Source organism: Mammaliicoccus sp. FSL K6-3158 (assembly GCF_038005105.1).
In the GTDB taxonomy this organism is placed as follows: domain Bacteria; phylum Bacillota; class Bacilli; order Staphylococcales; family Staphylococcaceae; genus Mammaliicoccus; species Mammaliicoccus sciuri.
Window position 1 is genome coordinate 2681822 of sequence record NZ_JBBOSL010000001.1, and the last position, 17582, is coordinate 2699403.

Sequence of the window (17582 nt, forward strand, 5' to 3'; positions counted from 1 at the left end):
AAGGCTTTTCAATAGTAAATTTTACACCTTATTAACTTTCTTTACAAACATCTCGAATTGATATGCGCTTGTTTTCAGCGACCTTTATATAATACACAATTTAGAAACACTCGTCAACACTTTAAGACAAAAAAGTTTACATTTCTTTTAAAAACTTCATCATTCGTATTTTGGAGCCTTCAAAAAGTAGAAAACCGCACACAATATGGAATTGTGTACGGCTTTTAGTTACATTTATTTTTGTCTCATATAAGGGAATAGTAATACATCTCTAATAGAAGCAGAGTTTGTTAATAGCATAACTAATCTATCAATACCTATTCCTAAACCACCTGTTGGAGGCATACCATATTCAAGTGCTTCAATAAAGTCATCATCCATTTCATGCGCTTCATCGTTACCTTGATCTTTTTCTTTCATTTGTGCTTCAAATCTTTCACGTTGATCAATTGGATCATTTAATTCAGTAAATGCATTTGCATGCTCTCTACCAACAATAAATAATTCGAATCTATCAGTGAATCTTGGATCTTCAGGATTTTTCTTAGCTAATGGTGATATTTCGATTGGATGTCCATAAATAAATGTAGGTTGAATAAGTTTCTCTTCGACTCTTTGTTCAAAGAATTCATTCAGAATATGACCATATGTCATACGATCTTCTACTTCTATATTATGTTCTTTTGCTAAAGCATGTGCTTCTTCATCAGTTTTAACTTCATAGAAATCTACACCAGTATATTCTTTAACAGCATCAACCATATGCCATCTTCTCCAGTTAGGAGCTAAATCTATAGATTCTTCGCCATATTGTACAGTTGTAGAACCTAATACTTTTTCAGCGATTGCTGCAACCATAGATTCAGTCAAATCCATAATGTCATTGTAATCAGCATACGCTTCATATAATTCAATCATTGTAAATTCAGGATTATGTCTTGTAGATACACCTTCATTACGGAATACTCTTCCAATTTCATATACTTTCTCTAATCCACCTACGATTAATCGTTTCAAGTGTAATTCAATTGCAATTCTCATGTATAAAGTAGCATCCAGCGCATTGTGATGCGTTACAAAAGGACGAGCTGAAGCGCCACCTGCGATTTGGTGCATCATTGGTGTTTCTACTTCTAAGAAACCTTTATTATTTAAGTAAGTTCTCATTTCTTGAATGATTTGACTTCTTGTAATGAATGTTTTAGTTGATTCTTCACTTGTAATTAAATCTAAGTAACGTTGACGGTAACGTTGTTCTATATCTTGTAAACCATGATATTTATCAGGTAATGGACGTAAAGATTTTGTTAAAACAGTAAATTCTTTCGCTTTAACAGATAATTCTCCAGTATTAGTTTTAAACATAACACCTTTTACGCCTACGATATCACCTAAATCTGCATGCTTCCATATTTCAAATTGTTCGTCACCTACTTGGTCTTTACGAACATAGATTTGAATTTGACCAGTAATATCTTTAACATGTGCAAATCCAGCTTTACCTTTACCTCTTTTAGTCATTAAACGACCTGCGATAGCAACAGCTGATTCGTCTTCTTTATCATGTAATTCTTCTTTACTGAATTCGTCCCATTCTTGGTGTAATGATTTAGAGTCCCCACTACGGACAAATTTCTTACCGAAAGGATCGATACCTAAATCTCTTAATTCTTGTAATTTCTCTCTACGAACCAACATTTGGTCATTCATTTCTTCTGACATGATTTTCCACTCCTTATTTAAATTACACTTGTTATTTTATTTAAACCACACGTAGATTATTTACTTTCACCATTATACTTTACTACATGTTCATCGTTTGGCAATAGCTCCCAAATATATTTCTTCGATATAGGTTCCACAACATTTGAAGCAATGTCATTCAAAGGTATCATCACAAATGCTCTTTCAGTCATTCTTGGGTGAGGCACTTCTAGTTCTGGTGATTGAATAACAGATTGATCATATATTAAAATATCTATATCAATTGTACGTGGTCCCCATCTTTCAACTCGAACACGATGAAGTTGTTGTTCTATCATCATACAAACTTTTAATAATTCTGATGATTCTAATTCAGTTGAGATCTCAATACACATATTCAAAAAATCCGGTTGATCTGTGTATCCTACTGGTTTCGTTTCATATATTGGAGATTCTTGAACAACGTGAATACCATCAATTTCATTCAGCAATTTAACAGCTTCTTGCAGTTGATGTTGCCTATCTCCCATATTACTTCCTAAACCTAAATATGCAGTATGCATTTATCTCTTCCTCACTATCTCAATACCCACACCTTTATAATGTCCAGGTATCGGTGGATTATTTTTAGTAATCTTAACTTTGGTTTCCAATACTCGATTATAGTGTGAAAATAGCTCTTTTGCAATACGTTCAGCAAGATGCTCGATTAATTTTACTGGTTTACCTTCCATAATTTCTTTGACAACTTCAAATACTTCACCGTAGTGAACAGTCTTTTCTAAGTCATCTGTTTCGCCCGCTTCAGAAAGATCTAAATATAATTCTAAATCTACTAAAAAGATTTGTCCTAATTCGTTTTCGGCTTCAATTGCACCATGATATCCATAAAAAGACATGCCTTCTAATATTATTCTATCCATTTAATCGAATCTCCTTCAGAGCATCTATCGTTTTAGCTACTCTTTTGTTCATTTGTACATTGTGGACTCTCACAGCACGTACACCTTTTTCAATTCCATAAGCTGTTGTTGCTGCTGTACCTTCATCACGTTCATCAACATTACTTTCGCCACCTAATAAGTCATTAATTAATCGCTTACGACTTGTCGCAAGCAACACATTGTATCCTGTAGCGACCAATTCATCCAATCGTGACATGACAATACGCTCTTCTTCTCTAGACTTTGCAAAACCTATACCAGGATCTAGCCAAATATTTTTTTCGGGTATGCCGCAAATTTCTGCTTGGTTTGCTTGTTTCAATAAAGTAAGTAGCAATTCTTCCATTACTGGTACATCTCTCTTACCGTCGCCGTTATGCATTAACACAATTTCTGCATTATATTCTGCAACGACTTTCAATATATTCGGATCATATAAGCCAGCCCACTGGTCGTTAATCATCGTTACGCCTCTTTTTAAAGATTCTTCAGCAACTTTACTTCTGTATGTATCCACTGAAAGTTGTACATCTAAATCACTGAGCGCTTCTACAACTGGAATGACTCTGTCCAATTCCTCTTCTAAACTCACTTCTGTATAACCTGGGCGAGTAGATACACCACCGATATCAATAATATCCGCACCTTCTGAGATCAGTTTCTCAGCGTGTTGTCTTGCTTTATCTACGCTATTATATGAACCACCGTCAGAAAATGAATCTGGCGTAACATTTAATATACCCATAATTTTCGTATTCACCAAGATAGTCTTCCTTCCTTTTTCATAGATAAATTTATTATAACAAATTTAAAAAATCACGCCTAAATGAAATAACTTCAAAAGTTACTTATTATAGACGTGATACTTAATTTATAATCATTTATTTATCAATTAGTCTTCAAAAGCGTAAAGTGGTGTAGATAGGTAACGTTCACCATTACTTGGAAGAACTGTTACTACTGTTTTGCCTGCACCTAGTTCTTTAGCTTTTTTCAATGCAGCTACAATTGCAGCACCAGATGAAATACCACCTAGGATACCTTCTTCTTTAGCAACTTTTCTAGACATTTCCATCGCTTCTTCATTACCTACTTTAATAACATCGTCATAAACATCTGTGTTTAAAGTGTCTGGTACGAAACCTGCACCTAAACCTTGCAATTTATGAGGACCTGGTGAACCACCGCTTAAAATAGGAGAAGCTTCTGGTTCAATAGCAACTACTTGAATATTAGGATATTTTTCTTTAAGAACTTTACCTGCTCCAGATAAAGTACCACCAGTACCTACACCAGCTAAGAAAGCATCGATTTGAAGACCTTCAAATTGTTCAACAAGTTCAGGACCAGTTGTTAATTCATGGACTTTAGGGTTCGCTGGGTTTTCGAATTGTTGTGGTTCAAAATAGCCTTTTTCTTCTTTTAATTCTTTAGCTTTTTTGATAGCACCTTTCATACCTTCTGCACCAGGTGTTAATACTAATTCAGCGCCATAAGCTTTCAATAAAGCACGACGTTCGCTACTCATTGTATCTGGCATTACAAATACAGCTTTATAACCTTTAGCTGCTGCAACCATTGCTAAACCGATACCTGTGTTACCAGATGTTGGTTCAATAATTGTATCTCCTGGTTTGATTTTGCCTTCTTTTTCAGCTGCTTCAATCATCGCTAAACCAATTCTATCTTTAACTGAGCTACCTGGGTTTTGATATTCTAATTTTACATAAACGTCTGCTGAACCTTCTTCAACTACTTTGTTTAATTTAACTACAGGTGTGTCTCCAATTAATTCTACAATATTATTTACTCTCTTAGCCATTTACGCTTCACTCCTAAACAGTTTTTATACCCTAGTTTATTTATCGGATATAATGATTATAACAAAACTTCATATAAAGTGAAAGTATTTACTAAATTAAAGTGCATTCTTAAGTTCGATTAATTCTTCTTCGCTATATTGATACTTCGTTCTACAGAAATGACATTCTGCTTCAGCACCATGATCTTCTTTAATCATTGCATCAATTTCTGCTTCCCCAAGACCTTTAATTGCATTTAAGAATTTTTCTCTAGAACAATTACATTTAAATTCAACATCCATATGGTCGATAATTCTAGTATTTTCTTTTCCTAATACTGTTTCAATTATTTCTTCTGGCGTTAATCCTCTATCGATCAATTTAGATACAGGTTCCATTTGATTAATCTTTTCTTCAATTGCTGAAATTGTTTTTTCAGATGCACCAGGCATAAGTTGAATGATGAAACCTCCTGCTGCTTTAATCGTATTATCAGGATTTACTAATACACCTAAACCAACAGCCGAAGGTACTTGTTCACTTGTTACAAAATAATAAGTGAAATCTTCTCCAAGTTCTCCTGAAACAATTGGTGTAGAACCTGTGAAGTAATCTTTCAATCCGATATCTTTAACGACACTTAACATACCATCTGTTCCAACAGCACGTCTAACATCTAATTTACCTTGATCATTTAATGGGAAATGTGTTTGTGGATTTTGAACATATCCTCTTACTTCACCTTTCGCATTAGCATCGACCATAATTTTACCAATTGGTCCTCCGCCATCAATTGTTACCGTTAATTTTTCTTCATTTTTCAGCATTGATCCCATCATAACACCAGCTGTCATTGATCTACCTAATGCTGCTGATGCAGTTGGCCATGTGTAATGGCGTGTTTGTGCTTCTTGTACTGTATTTGTTGTTTGAACAGCAAAAGCCCTCACTTCATCATTGAAAGCTAATCCTCTTACTAAATAATCTTTTGTCATGTTTTATACTCCTTCTTTAAAAAAAGCCCCTCTCAATCAAATTGTTGAAAGGGACTTTTGTGAAATTATTCTTTACGATCTGTCGGTTTATTGTCACCTAGGTCATCGATATTTGGCTCTTGTTCATGAGCTGGTTCGTCTGAATCACTATCTGAATCTGTGTCTTCATTATGTTTTTCATGTGACACTTCTTCTTTTACTTCTTCGTATGATTTACCAACTTCATCATCGTCAATATCTAATGTACCTTCTTGTTGCGTTAAGTCACCTTCATATTTATCTTCATCTGAGTCTTCATTTTGGTTAAGATGAGAATCATCATATTTAACTTCTGGTAACTTACCTTCATGGAATAATGATTGAATTTGTTCAGCTACTAATGTTTCTTCAACTAGAAGTGTCTTAGCAATTAATTCTAATTGTGATTTATGTTCAGTTAGAATTTGTTTACAACGTTCGTATTGTTCTTTAATGATACGTTGTACTTCTGAATCAATTTCATAAGCAATTTGGTCTGAATAATTTGGTTCAGATTGCATATCTTTACCTAAAAATACTTGTCCACTATCCGTACTACCGAATTGTAATGGACCTAATTTTTTACTCATACCATATTCAGTAACCATCTTACGCGCAATGTTTGTTGCACGTTGGAAGTCATTATGAGCACCTGTTGATGCTTCTCCAAAGTTTATTTCTTCAGATACACGACCACCAAGTAAACCTACTATCTTATCTAATAATTCTGGTTCAGTCATAAAGTAACGATCTTCTTTAGGAAGCATCATTGCATATCCACCAGCTTGACCACGTGGAACGATCGTAACTTTATGAACCATTTCTGCTTCATCTAATACACAACCGATAATGGTATGACCTGCTTCGTGATAAGCAACAATATTTTTCTCTTTCTCAGAAATCATTCTTGTTTTCTTAGCTGGACCTGCAATAACTCTATCAGTCGCTTCTTCGATATCTCTCATATCAATTTTCGTTTTGTTAGAACGTGCTGCTACTAATGATGCTTCATTTAACAAGTTCTCTAAGTCTGCACCAGAGAAACCAGGTGTTCTTTGAGAAATTGCTTTTAAGTCAACAGTTTCGTCTAACGGTTTATTACGAGCATGTACTTTAAGTACTGCTTCACGTCCTCTTACATCCGGGCGTCCAACTTGGATTTGTCTATCGAAACGTCCTGGACGTAATAACGCAGGGTCTAGAATATCAGGACGGTTAGTAGCAGCTATCATAATGATACCTTCATTTTCACCGAATCCATCCATTTCTACTAATAATTGGTTTAATGTTTGTTCACGTTCATCGTGACCGCCACCAACACCAGCGCCACGTTGACGACCAACAGCATCAATCTCATCTATAAAGATAATACATGGTGCATTCTTCTTAGCGTTCTCGAATAAGTCACGCACACGACTTGCACCGACACCAACGAACATCTCAACAAAGTCTGAACCACTGATTGAGAAGAATGGTGTACCCGCTTCACCTGCTACAGCTCTAGCAAGTAATGTTTTACCTGTACCTGGAGGACCAACTAGTAAGACACCTTTTGGAATACGCGCACCCATTTTCTTGAATTTACGATTATCTTTAAGGAAATCAACTATTTCAACTAATTCTTGTTTCTCTTCATCGGCACCTGCTACATCAGAGAATCTAACACGTTTCTTCTGATTATCATATAGCTTGGCTTTTGACTTACCAAAGTTCATTACTCGGCCGCCGCCACCGCCGCCGCCTTGCATTTGGCTTAAGAAGAAGATGAATAAAAATGCAATAATTAAAACTGGGATAAGTGTTGTTAATACACTAACAAACACACTTTGTTTTTCTTCTTCTTTAACATTAAATTTCAAATCATCTTGTTTCTCAGCAGTTGCTGTTATTTTTTTCAAGTCATCTTGGTTATTAAATAAAATAGAAGATGTATATGTTTCATCTTTACCTTTTTTCAATTCACCGCTAACCATATAAACATTCTGTTCTGGTTGAATAGTTAACGTTTTTAAATCGCCTTTTTCTAGCTTCGTCATAAACTCATTATATGTAAGCTGTTTTGGTGATTGTCCATTGCCATTAATGAACTGGAATACACCAAATAGGACGATAGCTAAAAGCGCGATCATTAATATATTACGAAAAGCTTTTTGCATTCAATTTGTCCTCCTACTCAATTAATAAAACTAACAAAAATTTTACCATATTTGTAATTTCTTACGCTAGTAATTAAACTTGCTTATACGCATCATTGATATATTTTTGGTTTAAGTGTACCAATGTATGGTAAATTACGATATTTCTCAGCATAATCTAGTCCATATCCTACTACAAATTCATCAGGAATTTTTTCTCCGACATATTTTGCTTCAATGTCTACTTTACGTTTCATTGGTTTATCTAACAATGTTACGATTTCAATAGAGTTAACATTTCTGTATTTCAATAAATCAACGATAGAATTTAAAGTTGTACCTGTTTCTAAAATATCTTCAATTATAATGACATCTCTATTTTCAACAGAAGTACTTAAGTCTTTTAAAATTTTAACTTCTCCAGTTGATTCTGTACCACCGTGATAACTAGAAACATCCATGAAGTCTATTTCTACATGTGTATCAATGTATTTAATTAAATCAGCCATAAACATGATAGAGCCTTTTAAAATACCTACACAGATTGGTGTCTTCCCATTATAATCCTCTGTGATTTGCTTGCCTAATGTTTTGCATCTTTCTTGAATCTGTTCTTCTGATAATACAACAGACTTAATCGAGTCTTTCATTAAAGTCATCTCCAATATAAGTAATAGTTAGTGCGTTTTTAAAGTTAGAATCTATCCAAAAATCACCAATTGCAATAATATCATCACCATCTAAAATAATTGGACAATTGTTTCTTTTATGTATGTCAATCTTGTTGTCAATCATGATTCTATTAACTTTTTTGCGATGTTTATTTCCCCGGTTATAATACTGAACACGATCTCCAGACATTCTCGTTCTTACGAATAAAGGCGATGCTATGTCTTTCGTTTCAATTAACCAATTCCCAAATACATATTGTTCATTACGATTTATAAATTTAGAATTTACATTGAACTCAATATCTTCACATAGTAATAATTTATCATATGCTACAATAAACTGCCAATCATCAGATATAGGAATGACGGATTGTTTTGAAAAATTATTAAATACACGCATCCATTCTTTATATGACTTCTCACTATATCTTCGTTTAACATATTGAGCCATTAATTGATCTAATACTTGAACCTTAACTAAATCGTTCAGCCGATTAAATGCATCTCGATTAACTTCAACTTGATCAGACAGTTTTATTTCTTTAGCAATAAAAGCATCTGCTTCAGCCACAATTAATTCTCTTGCGTCATTCATCCATTGATTTAAATCCAGTAAATGATCTGTTGAAAATTCTTGTCTTTCTTCAATAACAGGCAACAATTGATTTCGTAAATAGTTGCGTGTATATTTGCTATCTTTATTTGAATCATCTTCGTAGTACTTAAAAGCATTTTCTTGTTGGTATTGCTTAATAAATGATTTGGATACATTTAATAATGGTCTGCAAATCATATAATCATTTCTTTTTTGAATTTGTTGAATACCTAAAGGTGCACGGCCAATTCTCCCAGTAAATAATCGATAAGCAATGGTCTCTTTTTGGTCATCCATATGGTGTGCCGTCAACAATACATCGCTACTAGTTTGTTTCATCATTTCATCAAACCATTCATATCTCATTTGTCTAGAAATATCTTGTATGCTCTTATTGTGACTAACCGTTTCGCTCAAATCTAATGTCTTGATATATATTTCAATATGGTGTTTTTCGCAAAATCGTTTAATAAATTCTGCTTCTTCTCGCGAGCCTTCTCTTAAACCATGGTTGACATGTAAACAAATCAACTTACGATATGTGTCTTTATAAGTTGTATTTAACATGTGTAAAAGTGACATGCTATCTATCCCTGTCGAAACAGCTAAAGCTAAATCATCATCTTGTTGCCAAGTTACATTTAGCATGATTACACACCTCAATTTTCAAAAATTCATTTGATCTTGTCAAAATAAAAAGAGGCTCAACTAATTAGCCTCTTTTTATTATAATCCATTATCGTCTTGCACCTTTACCGCCACGACGTGATTCAGTTTGTCTCTTAATAGATGTTAACTTATCCTCACTATCTTTTAAAAAGTTTGATAATTTCTTCTCAAAGTCTTCAGGCTTAGCTTCTTTCTTAGGCGCTTGGCGCTTTGGACGTTCTTTAGCTTTTTTAATAGATAAACTAATCTTTCCATCATCAGCTACTGTTAATACTTTAACTTCTACTTCATCGCCTACAGTTAAATGGTCATTCACGTTCTCGACGTAGTTATCAGCAACTTCACTGATATGCACAAGGCCACTTTTCCCTTCAGGTAATTCAACAAATGCACCAAAATTCTTAATACCTGTAACTTTCCCTTTGACTTTATTGCCTACTTCAATTGACATATTATTACTGTATCCTCCTGATATAAATTCACTTTAACCTTATTATATGCTTCTATACAAAATTATACAACGCCATAAACAGATTATTTATCATTTTCCGCGTCTTTTTTATCTTCTGGTAATTTAAAAATAATTTCACCATCATTGCTTAAAAAGTATTCGCTTCTCGCAAGTTTTTCTATATATTCTTTATCGTTCAGTCGTTTAATTTGTTCTTTAAGTTCTATCTCTTTATCTTGCAATTTTTCATATGTTACAGCTTTTTCTTTACGCTCTTGTACTAATTCATCATTGCGATTTTTTTGTAGAAACAGCATGATGATCATAATAACGATTATTAACAATAATACTCCACCAAATAAGGTAAGTCGCTTGCGTATCACTTGGCGCGTTTTATTGACAGTCTTTTTTTGTTTATTTTGGGACTGTGTATATTCATTATCTAGATTTTTAATTTTTTGCGCCATAGGTGTACCTCCTTATTTATATAGAATCTTGAATTTTTTCTTCTTTGATAACTTCAAACATTGTCTTAGCATTTTCTTTATTAGCATGTTCAGACAACCCTGTCACTTTAACAACAATTATTCTATTACCTAATCTAATTTCCAATTCATCTTCAACACTTACAGTCGTTCCTGCTTTAGCAACTTGACCATTTACTTTAACTCTACCTTGGTCACTCACTTCTTTAGCAAGTGTACGACGCTTAATCAGTCTAGATACTTTTAAATATTTATCTAATCTCAAATTGTTAAACCTCCTTTATTTATAAATTCTTTTAATGATTGTTCACCGTATCCCTCTAATTTGGTTTTATCATACAACTTCAAAAAGTAATCAGCAAATATTTTTTCTAGTTTCTCACGTTCAACTTTGCCTTCTTTTTGTTTTTCATTGTTCCAAATTTTCTTGAGGTCTTTAATATCGTCCGCCTCTTGGTCACCAAACACATGTGGATGTCTACGTATCATCTTAGAAGTTAATGTTTGTATCACTTCTCTTACATCAAAGTAAGCTTCTTTCTTTCCAATCGCAGCATGTAGCATCACTTGTAACAATATGTCTCCAAGTTCTTCTATCATATGATCAATATCATCTTCATCAATTGCTTCAATTAATTCAAATGCTTCTTCAAGCACATAACGTTTCAATGTTTCATGGGTTTGTACTTTATCCCAAGGACAGCCTTCTTCAGACACTAATGTATCGATAGTTTGTTCTAAATATTGAAAATCACCATATAGTTGTTCTTCTTTAGTTATTTTCGGAATGAATAAACTTGTTAAATTTGATAACTCAGCATGATGGTCCATTTCATACAATGGACATGAAATCACATCTGCTTCACCTAGTCTTGCATTAGAAACAAGTTTCACAGGGTGATTATCTGGATATCTTTCCATCAATGTGACTTTAATATCCGATGCAACTAATTGATCATACACTTGTGTAATAATCGTATTCGTTCTTATATTTAATAAAGTTTCAGATAAACACGTTCCGTCTAATAATGTAAATCCGTCATTTGGGTCAATATTAACAGCATTGAACATATCATCTAGAAAGCTTTTCCCACCTAACACGTGAACATCAGAGGATTTTTCTAATAGGAGCTGCGTCGTTGTTTCAGCTACCATTGGATCACCAGGTACCGCATAAATGATATTTTCATGTTCAGCCTTTTCAATCAACGTATCGACAATTTCAGAATATACATTAAGAAAATCATTGTGCTTTTCATAAATATAATCAAAACCTTGCCAATTTAAGTCTTCTAATTCTTTAACGACTGGATGGTCTAGCGTACGCGCATATATTACATCAGCTGATTGTAGTTTACGATAAACGCCCATTGGCAATTCTTCTAAACTATAATTACCTAAGCCAACAACTAAAATTTGTTGTGCCATATGTTAATTACTCCTTTATTATTTTATCCATTAAAGGCAAATGTTTCCATTCATCTTTTATTAATATTTTCATTTTCATTATACCTATTATGACAACCATTACGCCAACAATACCTGCCAGTAACATAATTAATAGACTGGTCATTCTCGTGTGCGTTGGAATAAGCAATACAACTTGTACAAATACAGACATGATTGCAAGTAAAGTAATCACTTTAATCATAAATAAACCCATACGTTGAAATTGATAAAGTTTCATCACACGTACATGCAAAATCAATGTATATATAGCGAGCGACAAGACTGTCGACAAACTTGCACCAAATATACCAAACTGCAGTACAAACCAGTAATTCCCGATCAATTTCGTTACCATACCAATAATGAGCGCAATAAATAATATATTTCTATTTAATTTCACTTGCAATAACGCTGTATACATGATGATAAATGTCACAAATACTACTGCGAGCATAAAGACGCTCAGTGTACCAATCAATTCATTCGTCTTAAAGAATACAGTATTTAATAACGGCAGTAAGTTCATTAAGCCAAATGCGGCAGCCATACTAAATAACACTGTTATTTTCAACGATGTATTAGCATATTCATTCACGAGTTGATGATTTTTCTTTTGCAGTTGTTCTGTTAACAATGGAATAAGCACAAAACTAAATGTAGTTGTGATGATAAGACCCATCTGAATTAATGAAGCACCTCTATCAAACACGCCTTTTACTTTTATACTTTCATGAAAGCTATATCCATTCTCTTGCAATAAATGTATAAGCGTAAATGAATCTACAATTTGCCATAAGATCAATATCAAATAAGAAATGGCATACAAGATTGTCATCGTCACGATATTTTTAGTGTCTTTTAATTTTATTTCCCAGGAAAACCTCAATATAGGCTTTCTTTTAAACCAGAAGTAAATTGCAATACAACTTAATCCCAATACAGATCCACTGATTGCGATTGTGCCAGCTTGATAAATCGAAATATTCAAGCCAATAAACAGCAAAATTGCGGTTAAAATCACACCGACTCTAACCACTTGATCAATAACCTGTGAAACGGCAATAAAGTTCATCTGATATTTCATTTGATAATACCCTCGTGCCATTGAGATAAATACAAGTGGTATTAGCGCTATACTCGCCATACGAATCATAGGCGTTAAGTTTACATCACCCATTAGCCCACTTATCAAATGTGCACTTAAAAATATAGCAATACTTATCAACAAACAAGTCATTTGTAAGAACCAGAACATGCCTACTATTTCTGATTGTTTACGTTGAATCATCCAGCTACTCATGACACTAGGAAGCGCGTTTAAACTTACAACACTCACAATCGCAACGAGCGGATATACTTGTTGGTATGCATATAAACCTTCATCACCTAAAACATTTTGGTAAGGTACTCTATAAATTGCGCTTAAAATTTTAACAATGACCATCGTGCCTGTTAACAACAATACACTATTAAAAATTGGTTTAGATTGTGTCATCGTCTACCAAACTTTCATTGATCACATTAGTTAAAAATTTCAAATCGTCTAACCATTGTTTTGATTTTTGTAATTTAAACACCATTTGATTGTTCGAAACGGCTATTTTTAGTTTTCTACCGAGTGGTTCAGTAACTTTAAACAACACATCACCTTTTAAATGATTTGTCGTATATTCCGAAGCTGTCAATTGTATCACTTTAGCGACTTCTTTAATTTCTGTAATACCGAAATGAATACCATTCAATCTTACTCCCACAACATCTAATAAACGTTGTACTTCAACAGGGTACTCACCAAAACGATCGATCAATTCATCTTGAATATCTTCCAATTGAGTTTGAGTCGTAATCGATCTCAATTTTTTGTACATTTCAATTTTGGCTTGTTCATTCTTAATGTATTCTGCAGGAATATATGCATCTATCTTAATGTCCACTTCAAGTTGTGGTACTTCTGATTCTGGTTCAATACCTCGTTTCACATTAACCGCTTCTTCTAACATTTGAGAATATAAGTCATAACCTACAGAATCTATGAAGCCATGTTGCTGACTACCTAATAGATTTCCTGCACCACGTATATTCAAATCACGCATGGCAATTTTAAATCCTGAACCTAGTTCTGTAAATTCTTTGATAGCTTGTAGTCTTTGCTCTGCAACTTCAGTTAGTACTTTATTTTGTTCATGTAAGAAATATGCATAACCAATTCGACTTGAACGACCTACTCGTCCACGCAACTGATACAATTGACTCAATCCAAATCTATTAGCATCTTCAATAATCAATGTATTGGCATTCGGAACATCGACACCCGTTTCAATAATCGTCGTTGTCACTAAAATATCATATTCTCCATCCACAAAATTCAACATCGTTTCTTCTAATTCTCGTTCTGTCATTTGTCCATGAGCAACTCCAATTCTCGCATTAGGCATGAGCATAGATAACTGTTCACTCTTTTGATATATAGACTGCACGCGGTTATATAAATAGAATGCTTGTCCACCACGTGAAAGTTCACGTTCTAGTGCTTCTTTAACAAAACTCATATTTTGTTCTAATACATACGTTTGAACAGGGAATCTGTTTTCAGGTGGTGTTTCAATAACAGATAAATCTCTAACACCTAATAAACTCATATGAAGTGTTCTCGGAATTGGTGTAGCTGTTAAAGTAAGAACATCTACATTTGTCTTTAATGCTTTAATTCTTTCTTTATGTTTCACACCAAATCTTTGTTCTTCATCGACGATTAATAAGCCTAAATCTTTATATTCAACATCTTTACTTAGTAATTTATGTGTACCTACAACAATGTCTACAAATCCAGATTTGATACCTGCTTTCGTCTCTTTAACTTGTTTAGGTGTTCTAAATCTACTCATCATTTGAATTTCTACTGGATATTCTTGCATACGTTCTCTGAATGTTTCAAAATGTTGTTGGGCAAGAATCGTTGTTGGTACGAGCACGGCTACTTGCTTACCTTCCAAGACTGCTTTAAATGCAGCTCTTATCGCTACCTCAGTCTTACCATACCCAACATCACCACAAAGCAGTCTATCCATCGGTCTTCTTTTTTCCATATCTGCTTTAATTTCTTCTAAAGAAGTGACTTGGTCAGGCGTAGGTTCATATGGGAAGTCCATTTCAAATGTCATTTGTTCTTCAGTATCTGGCCCGTATTGATAGCCTTCAACTTGTTCTCTCTCTTGATAAAGCTTCAACAGTTCATCCGCAATGTCTTCCACATTTTTTTGAACTTTAGCTTTCGTTTTTTTCCATTCTGTACCGCCAAGTTTATTTACCTTTGGCTCCTTATCATCGGAACCAACAAACTTCTGAACATCATTCATTTGATCAACAGGTACAAATAATTGATCAGTACCTTTATATTGAATTTTAATATAATCTTTATGAATGCCGGATACTTCTAATGTTTCAACACCTAAATATTTACCAACACCATGATGTACGTGTACAACATAATCCCCCACATTCAATTCTTGATAAGACTTTATTTTTTCAGCATTTGATAACTTTTGTCTTCTTTTAGACTGTTTTCTTTCACGCGCTTTGAAAAGTTCTTTTTCTGTCACGACGACAAGCTTCATATAAGGTAATTCAAACCCTTCTGACAGCGCGCCATCCGTTACGATAGCTTGTCCTCGGTCACCGACTTGTTCTACCCTATCTATAACAGTTGGAATTTTCATGTCGTTTAACATACTTTGAATACGAGACTTTCTCGTTTCAGATTCTGCTAATAATACGACCGTGAATCCTTGTTTCATAAAGCGATCAAACTCTGATTGCATAATGTCGTATTGTCCATAGAACCTTTGAACAGGTTTACATGAGAATTTCACCATCTCTTCAATTTCAACTGGCATACTTGCAGTAAATAAAGTGAAATAGGCAATTTTATGCTGATGCAACAGTTCAGTAAAAGCATGTTCAGAAATAAAGCGTTGGCCAATAAATCCTTGTCCTGATTCTATTAGCGATTGCGTAAATTCTTCGATTTCGACGTCTAATGAATGTTCAGTTTCTTTAATTCGATTATATTCGTCTACAACAATAAGTGCATCATCCGCAAAATAATCTGTTAAAGTTGTGACTTCATCATACATAAATGAAATCACACGTCTTAAAATTTGATGATCTTTCAATTCATCACTTTGCATCAATATCGTTTGATACGTATCTTTTAAGTCGGGACGCATTTCTGTAGCTAATTGTTGTCTTGTCTTTTCGTATGCTTCTTCCATACGTTCTGGAAGTTGGCTAATTTGTTCACTTGTAAAAATATAATCACTAGCCGTTGTAATTTCAACTTGTTCAACATTACCTAAAGAGCGTTGTGTTTCAACGTCAAACAACCTCATACCGTCTACTTCAGTATCAAACAATTCGATACGAACAGGATCTCCAGTTACTGGATAGATATCAATCAACCCACCACGAATTGAAAACTCGCCAACTGCTGATACTAACGATTGCCTCTTATAGCCCATATCAATCAATTGATTAGCCCATTCATCCAAATCAATATCATCACCTATTTGAATCGATTTATAATGTTCATTCCAAATATGCTTCGGTGTTAGTTGTTTTTTTAAACCGTTTATAGGCACGATAAATAAGCCCTTCTTGCCTTGAGCAAGTTGGGTTAGTGTTCTGATACGTTCACTCATTAAATCAGGACTTTGAGTCGAGAACGCCTCTATCATAATATCTTGTACAGGAAACTTAAATACTTCTTCAGGTGGTAATAATTGAAGAATATCCGCTTCTATTTTATCCGCCTGATACAAGTTATTTGTTACGATAACGAGTTGTTTATCGTTTTTAAGATATTGTTCTAATATGAGTAGCGCTTTACTTGACTGATTAAGTCCTGTTATGAGTATGTTCTTTTCTCCAAATATTTGCGTTAATTCTTGAAATCGTTCGTCTGCTTGTATGATTTCATGGATAACGTGTTTCATATAACTTCACCATTATACTGGTTCATCACATTCTGAAAAGTTTCGCCTTTAATTAAAGCTTCACAAGCATCTGCTGCGCGATCGATCACTTTTTCCATTGTAATCATTTCATCATCAGAGAACTTTTGAAGCACATAACTCGGTACACTCATGCCATTTGTAGGACGATCAATTCCGATTCTAATACGGTTAAAACGGTCTGTCCCTAAATGTTGAATTAAAGACTTCATACCGTTATGGCCACCAGCACTTCCTTTCTGACGTAGTCTCAAATGACCTTGAGACTGGTCCATGTCATCATAGAGTACAACTAGATCCTCTATATCTATATTATAATAATCCATTAGTGGTCTTACAGCTTCACCTGATAAATTCATGAAGGTCATAGGCTCAATGAGCATTACTTTCTCACCATTTATAAGACCTATTGTATATGCGCCTTTAAATTTTTGTTTATCTAAATCTAGTTGATGACGATCAAGTAATTTATCAACTACTTCAAAGCCAATATTATGACGTGTTAAGTCATATTTCTTTCCGATATTTCCAAGTCCAACAATACATTTCATGTTGTAACCTCCATATTAATTCTAAGTATATATTATAGCATTTTTGTAATTTATTTCATCTATCTATACTTAAATAAAAAACCCAACACAAATGTGTTGGGTTG

Annotated in this window: 16 protein-coding genes; all 16 read right to left on the reverse strand. The window is 33.9% G+C overall.

What is annotated here, in order from left to right; all coding sequences use genetic code 11:
• Positions 1-234: 234 nt before the first annotated feature.
• The 16 genes from lysS to pth all read right to left on the reverse strand — a co-directional run bounded on the left by lysS (position 235) and on the right by pth (position 17478).
• On the reverse strand, positions 235-1722 hold the full coding sequence (lysS, locus tag MHH94_RS13585; protein WP_025905552.1) for a lysine--tRNA ligase: 1488 nt from the start codon (positions 1720-1722) through the stop codon (positions 235-237).
• Positions 1723-1778: 56 nt separating this feature from the next.
• A complete protein-coding gene (folK, locus tag MHH94_RS13590) occupies positions 1779-2267 on the reverse strand; it encodes a 2-amino-4-hydroxy-6-hydroxymethyldihydropteridine diphosphokinase (RefSeq protein ID WP_078354772.1) in 489 nt (162 codons plus the stop codon).
• Positions 2268-2627 (reverse strand): dihydroneopterin aldolase, encoded by a 360-nt coding sequence (folB, locus tag MHH94_RS13595; RefSeq protein WP_048541967.1) that lies wholly within the window; start codon positions 2625-2627, stop codon positions 2268-2270.
• Positions 2620-3411 carry a dihydropteroate synthase gene (folP, locus tag MHH94_RS13600; RefSeq protein WP_103354220.1) on the reverse strand — a complete coding sequence of 264 codons (792 nt, stop codon included), beginning with the start codon at positions 3409-3411 and terminating at the stop codon, positions 2620-2622. Before folP ends, folB begins: the two co-directional genes overlap by 8 nt.
• A gap of 129 nt (positions 3412-3540) precedes the next feature.
• Positions 3541-4470 carry a cysteine synthase A gene (gene cysK, locus MHH94_RS13605; RefSeq protein ID WP_058592436.1) on the reverse strand — a complete coding sequence of 310 codons (930 nt, stop codon included), beginning with the start codon at positions 4468-4470 and terminating at the stop codon, positions 3541-3543.
• Positions 4471-4566: 96 nt separating this feature from the next.
• The gene (gene hslO, locus MHH94_RS13610; RefSeq protein ID WP_058592437.1) at positions 4567-5445 is read right to left on the reverse strand and encodes an Hsp33 family molecular chaperone HslO; all 879 of its coding nucleotides are present in this window, start codon (positions 5443-5445) and stop codon (positions 4567-4569) included.
• Between the two features lie 65 nt (positions 5446-5510).
• Positions 5511-7619, reverse strand: coding sequence for an ATP-dependent zinc metalloprotease FtsH (gene ftsH, locus MHH94_RS13615; RefSeq protein WP_058592438.1), 2109 nt, complete (start codon positions 7617-7619; stop codon positions 5511-5513).
• 92 nt (positions 7620-7711) lie between these two features.
• Entirely contained in the window at positions 7712-8248 is a 537-nt protein-coding gene (hpt, locus tag MHH94_RS13620; RefSeq protein ID WP_107609043.1) for a hypoxanthine phosphoribosyltransferase, read from the reverse strand.
• Positions 8232-9512, reverse strand: a complete 1281-nt coding sequence (gene tilS, locus MHH94_RS13625) for a tRNA lysidine(34) synthetase TilS (RefSeq protein ID WP_107609042.1) — start codon at positions 9510-9512, stop codon at positions 8232-8234. The genes hpt and tilS overlap by 17 nt, the downstream gene beginning before the upstream one ends.
• Before the next feature lie 88 nt (positions 9513-9600).
• Positions 9601-9984, reverse strand: coding sequence for a S1 domain-containing RNA-binding protein (locus tag MHH94_RS13630; RefSeq protein WP_025905561.1), 384 nt, complete (start codon positions 9982-9984; stop codon positions 9601-9603).
• Between the two features lie 83 nt (positions 9985-10067).
• Positions 10068-10451 carry an FtsB family cell division protein gene (locus tag MHH94_RS13635; RefSeq protein ID WP_025905562.1) on the reverse strand — a complete coding sequence of 128 codons (384 nt, stop codon included), beginning with the start codon at positions 10449-10451 and terminating at the stop codon, positions 10068-10070.
• 16 nt (positions 10452-10467) lie between these two features.
• Positions 10468-10734, reverse strand: a complete 267-nt coding sequence (locus MHH94_RS13640; protein WP_037590337.1) for an RNA-binding S4 domain-containing protein — start codon at positions 10732-10734, stop codon at positions 10468-10470.
• Complete coding sequence (locus tag MHH94_RS13645; RefSeq protein WP_048541959.1) at positions 10731-11897, reverse strand: MazG nucleotide pyrophosphohydrolase domain-containing protein; 1167 nt, start codon at positions 11895-11897, stop codon at positions 10731-10733. Before MHH94_RS13645 ends, MHH94_RS13640 begins: the two co-directional genes overlap by 4 nt.
• 7 nt (positions 11898-11904) lie before the next feature.
• Positions 11905-13413, reverse strand: coding sequence for a polysaccharide biosynthesis protein (locus MHH94_RS13650; RefSeq protein WP_107609041.1), 1509 nt, complete (start codon positions 13411-13413; stop codon positions 11905-11907).
• Positions 13400-16909 (reverse strand): transcription-repair coupling factor, encoded by a 3510-nt coding sequence (gene mfd, locus MHH94_RS13655; RefSeq protein WP_058592440.1) that lies wholly within the window; start codon positions 16907-16909, stop codon positions 13400-13402. The genes MHH94_RS13650 and mfd overlap by 14 nt, the downstream gene beginning before the upstream one ends.
• On the reverse strand, positions 16906-17478 hold the full coding sequence (gene pth / locus MHH94_RS13660; RefSeq protein ID WP_048541954.1) for an aminoacyl-tRNA hydrolase: 573 nt from the start codon (positions 17476-17478) through the stop codon (positions 16906-16908). The genes mfd and pth overlap by 4 nt, the downstream gene beginning before the upstream one ends.
• Between the last annotated feature and the right edge of the window lie 104 nt (positions 17479-17582).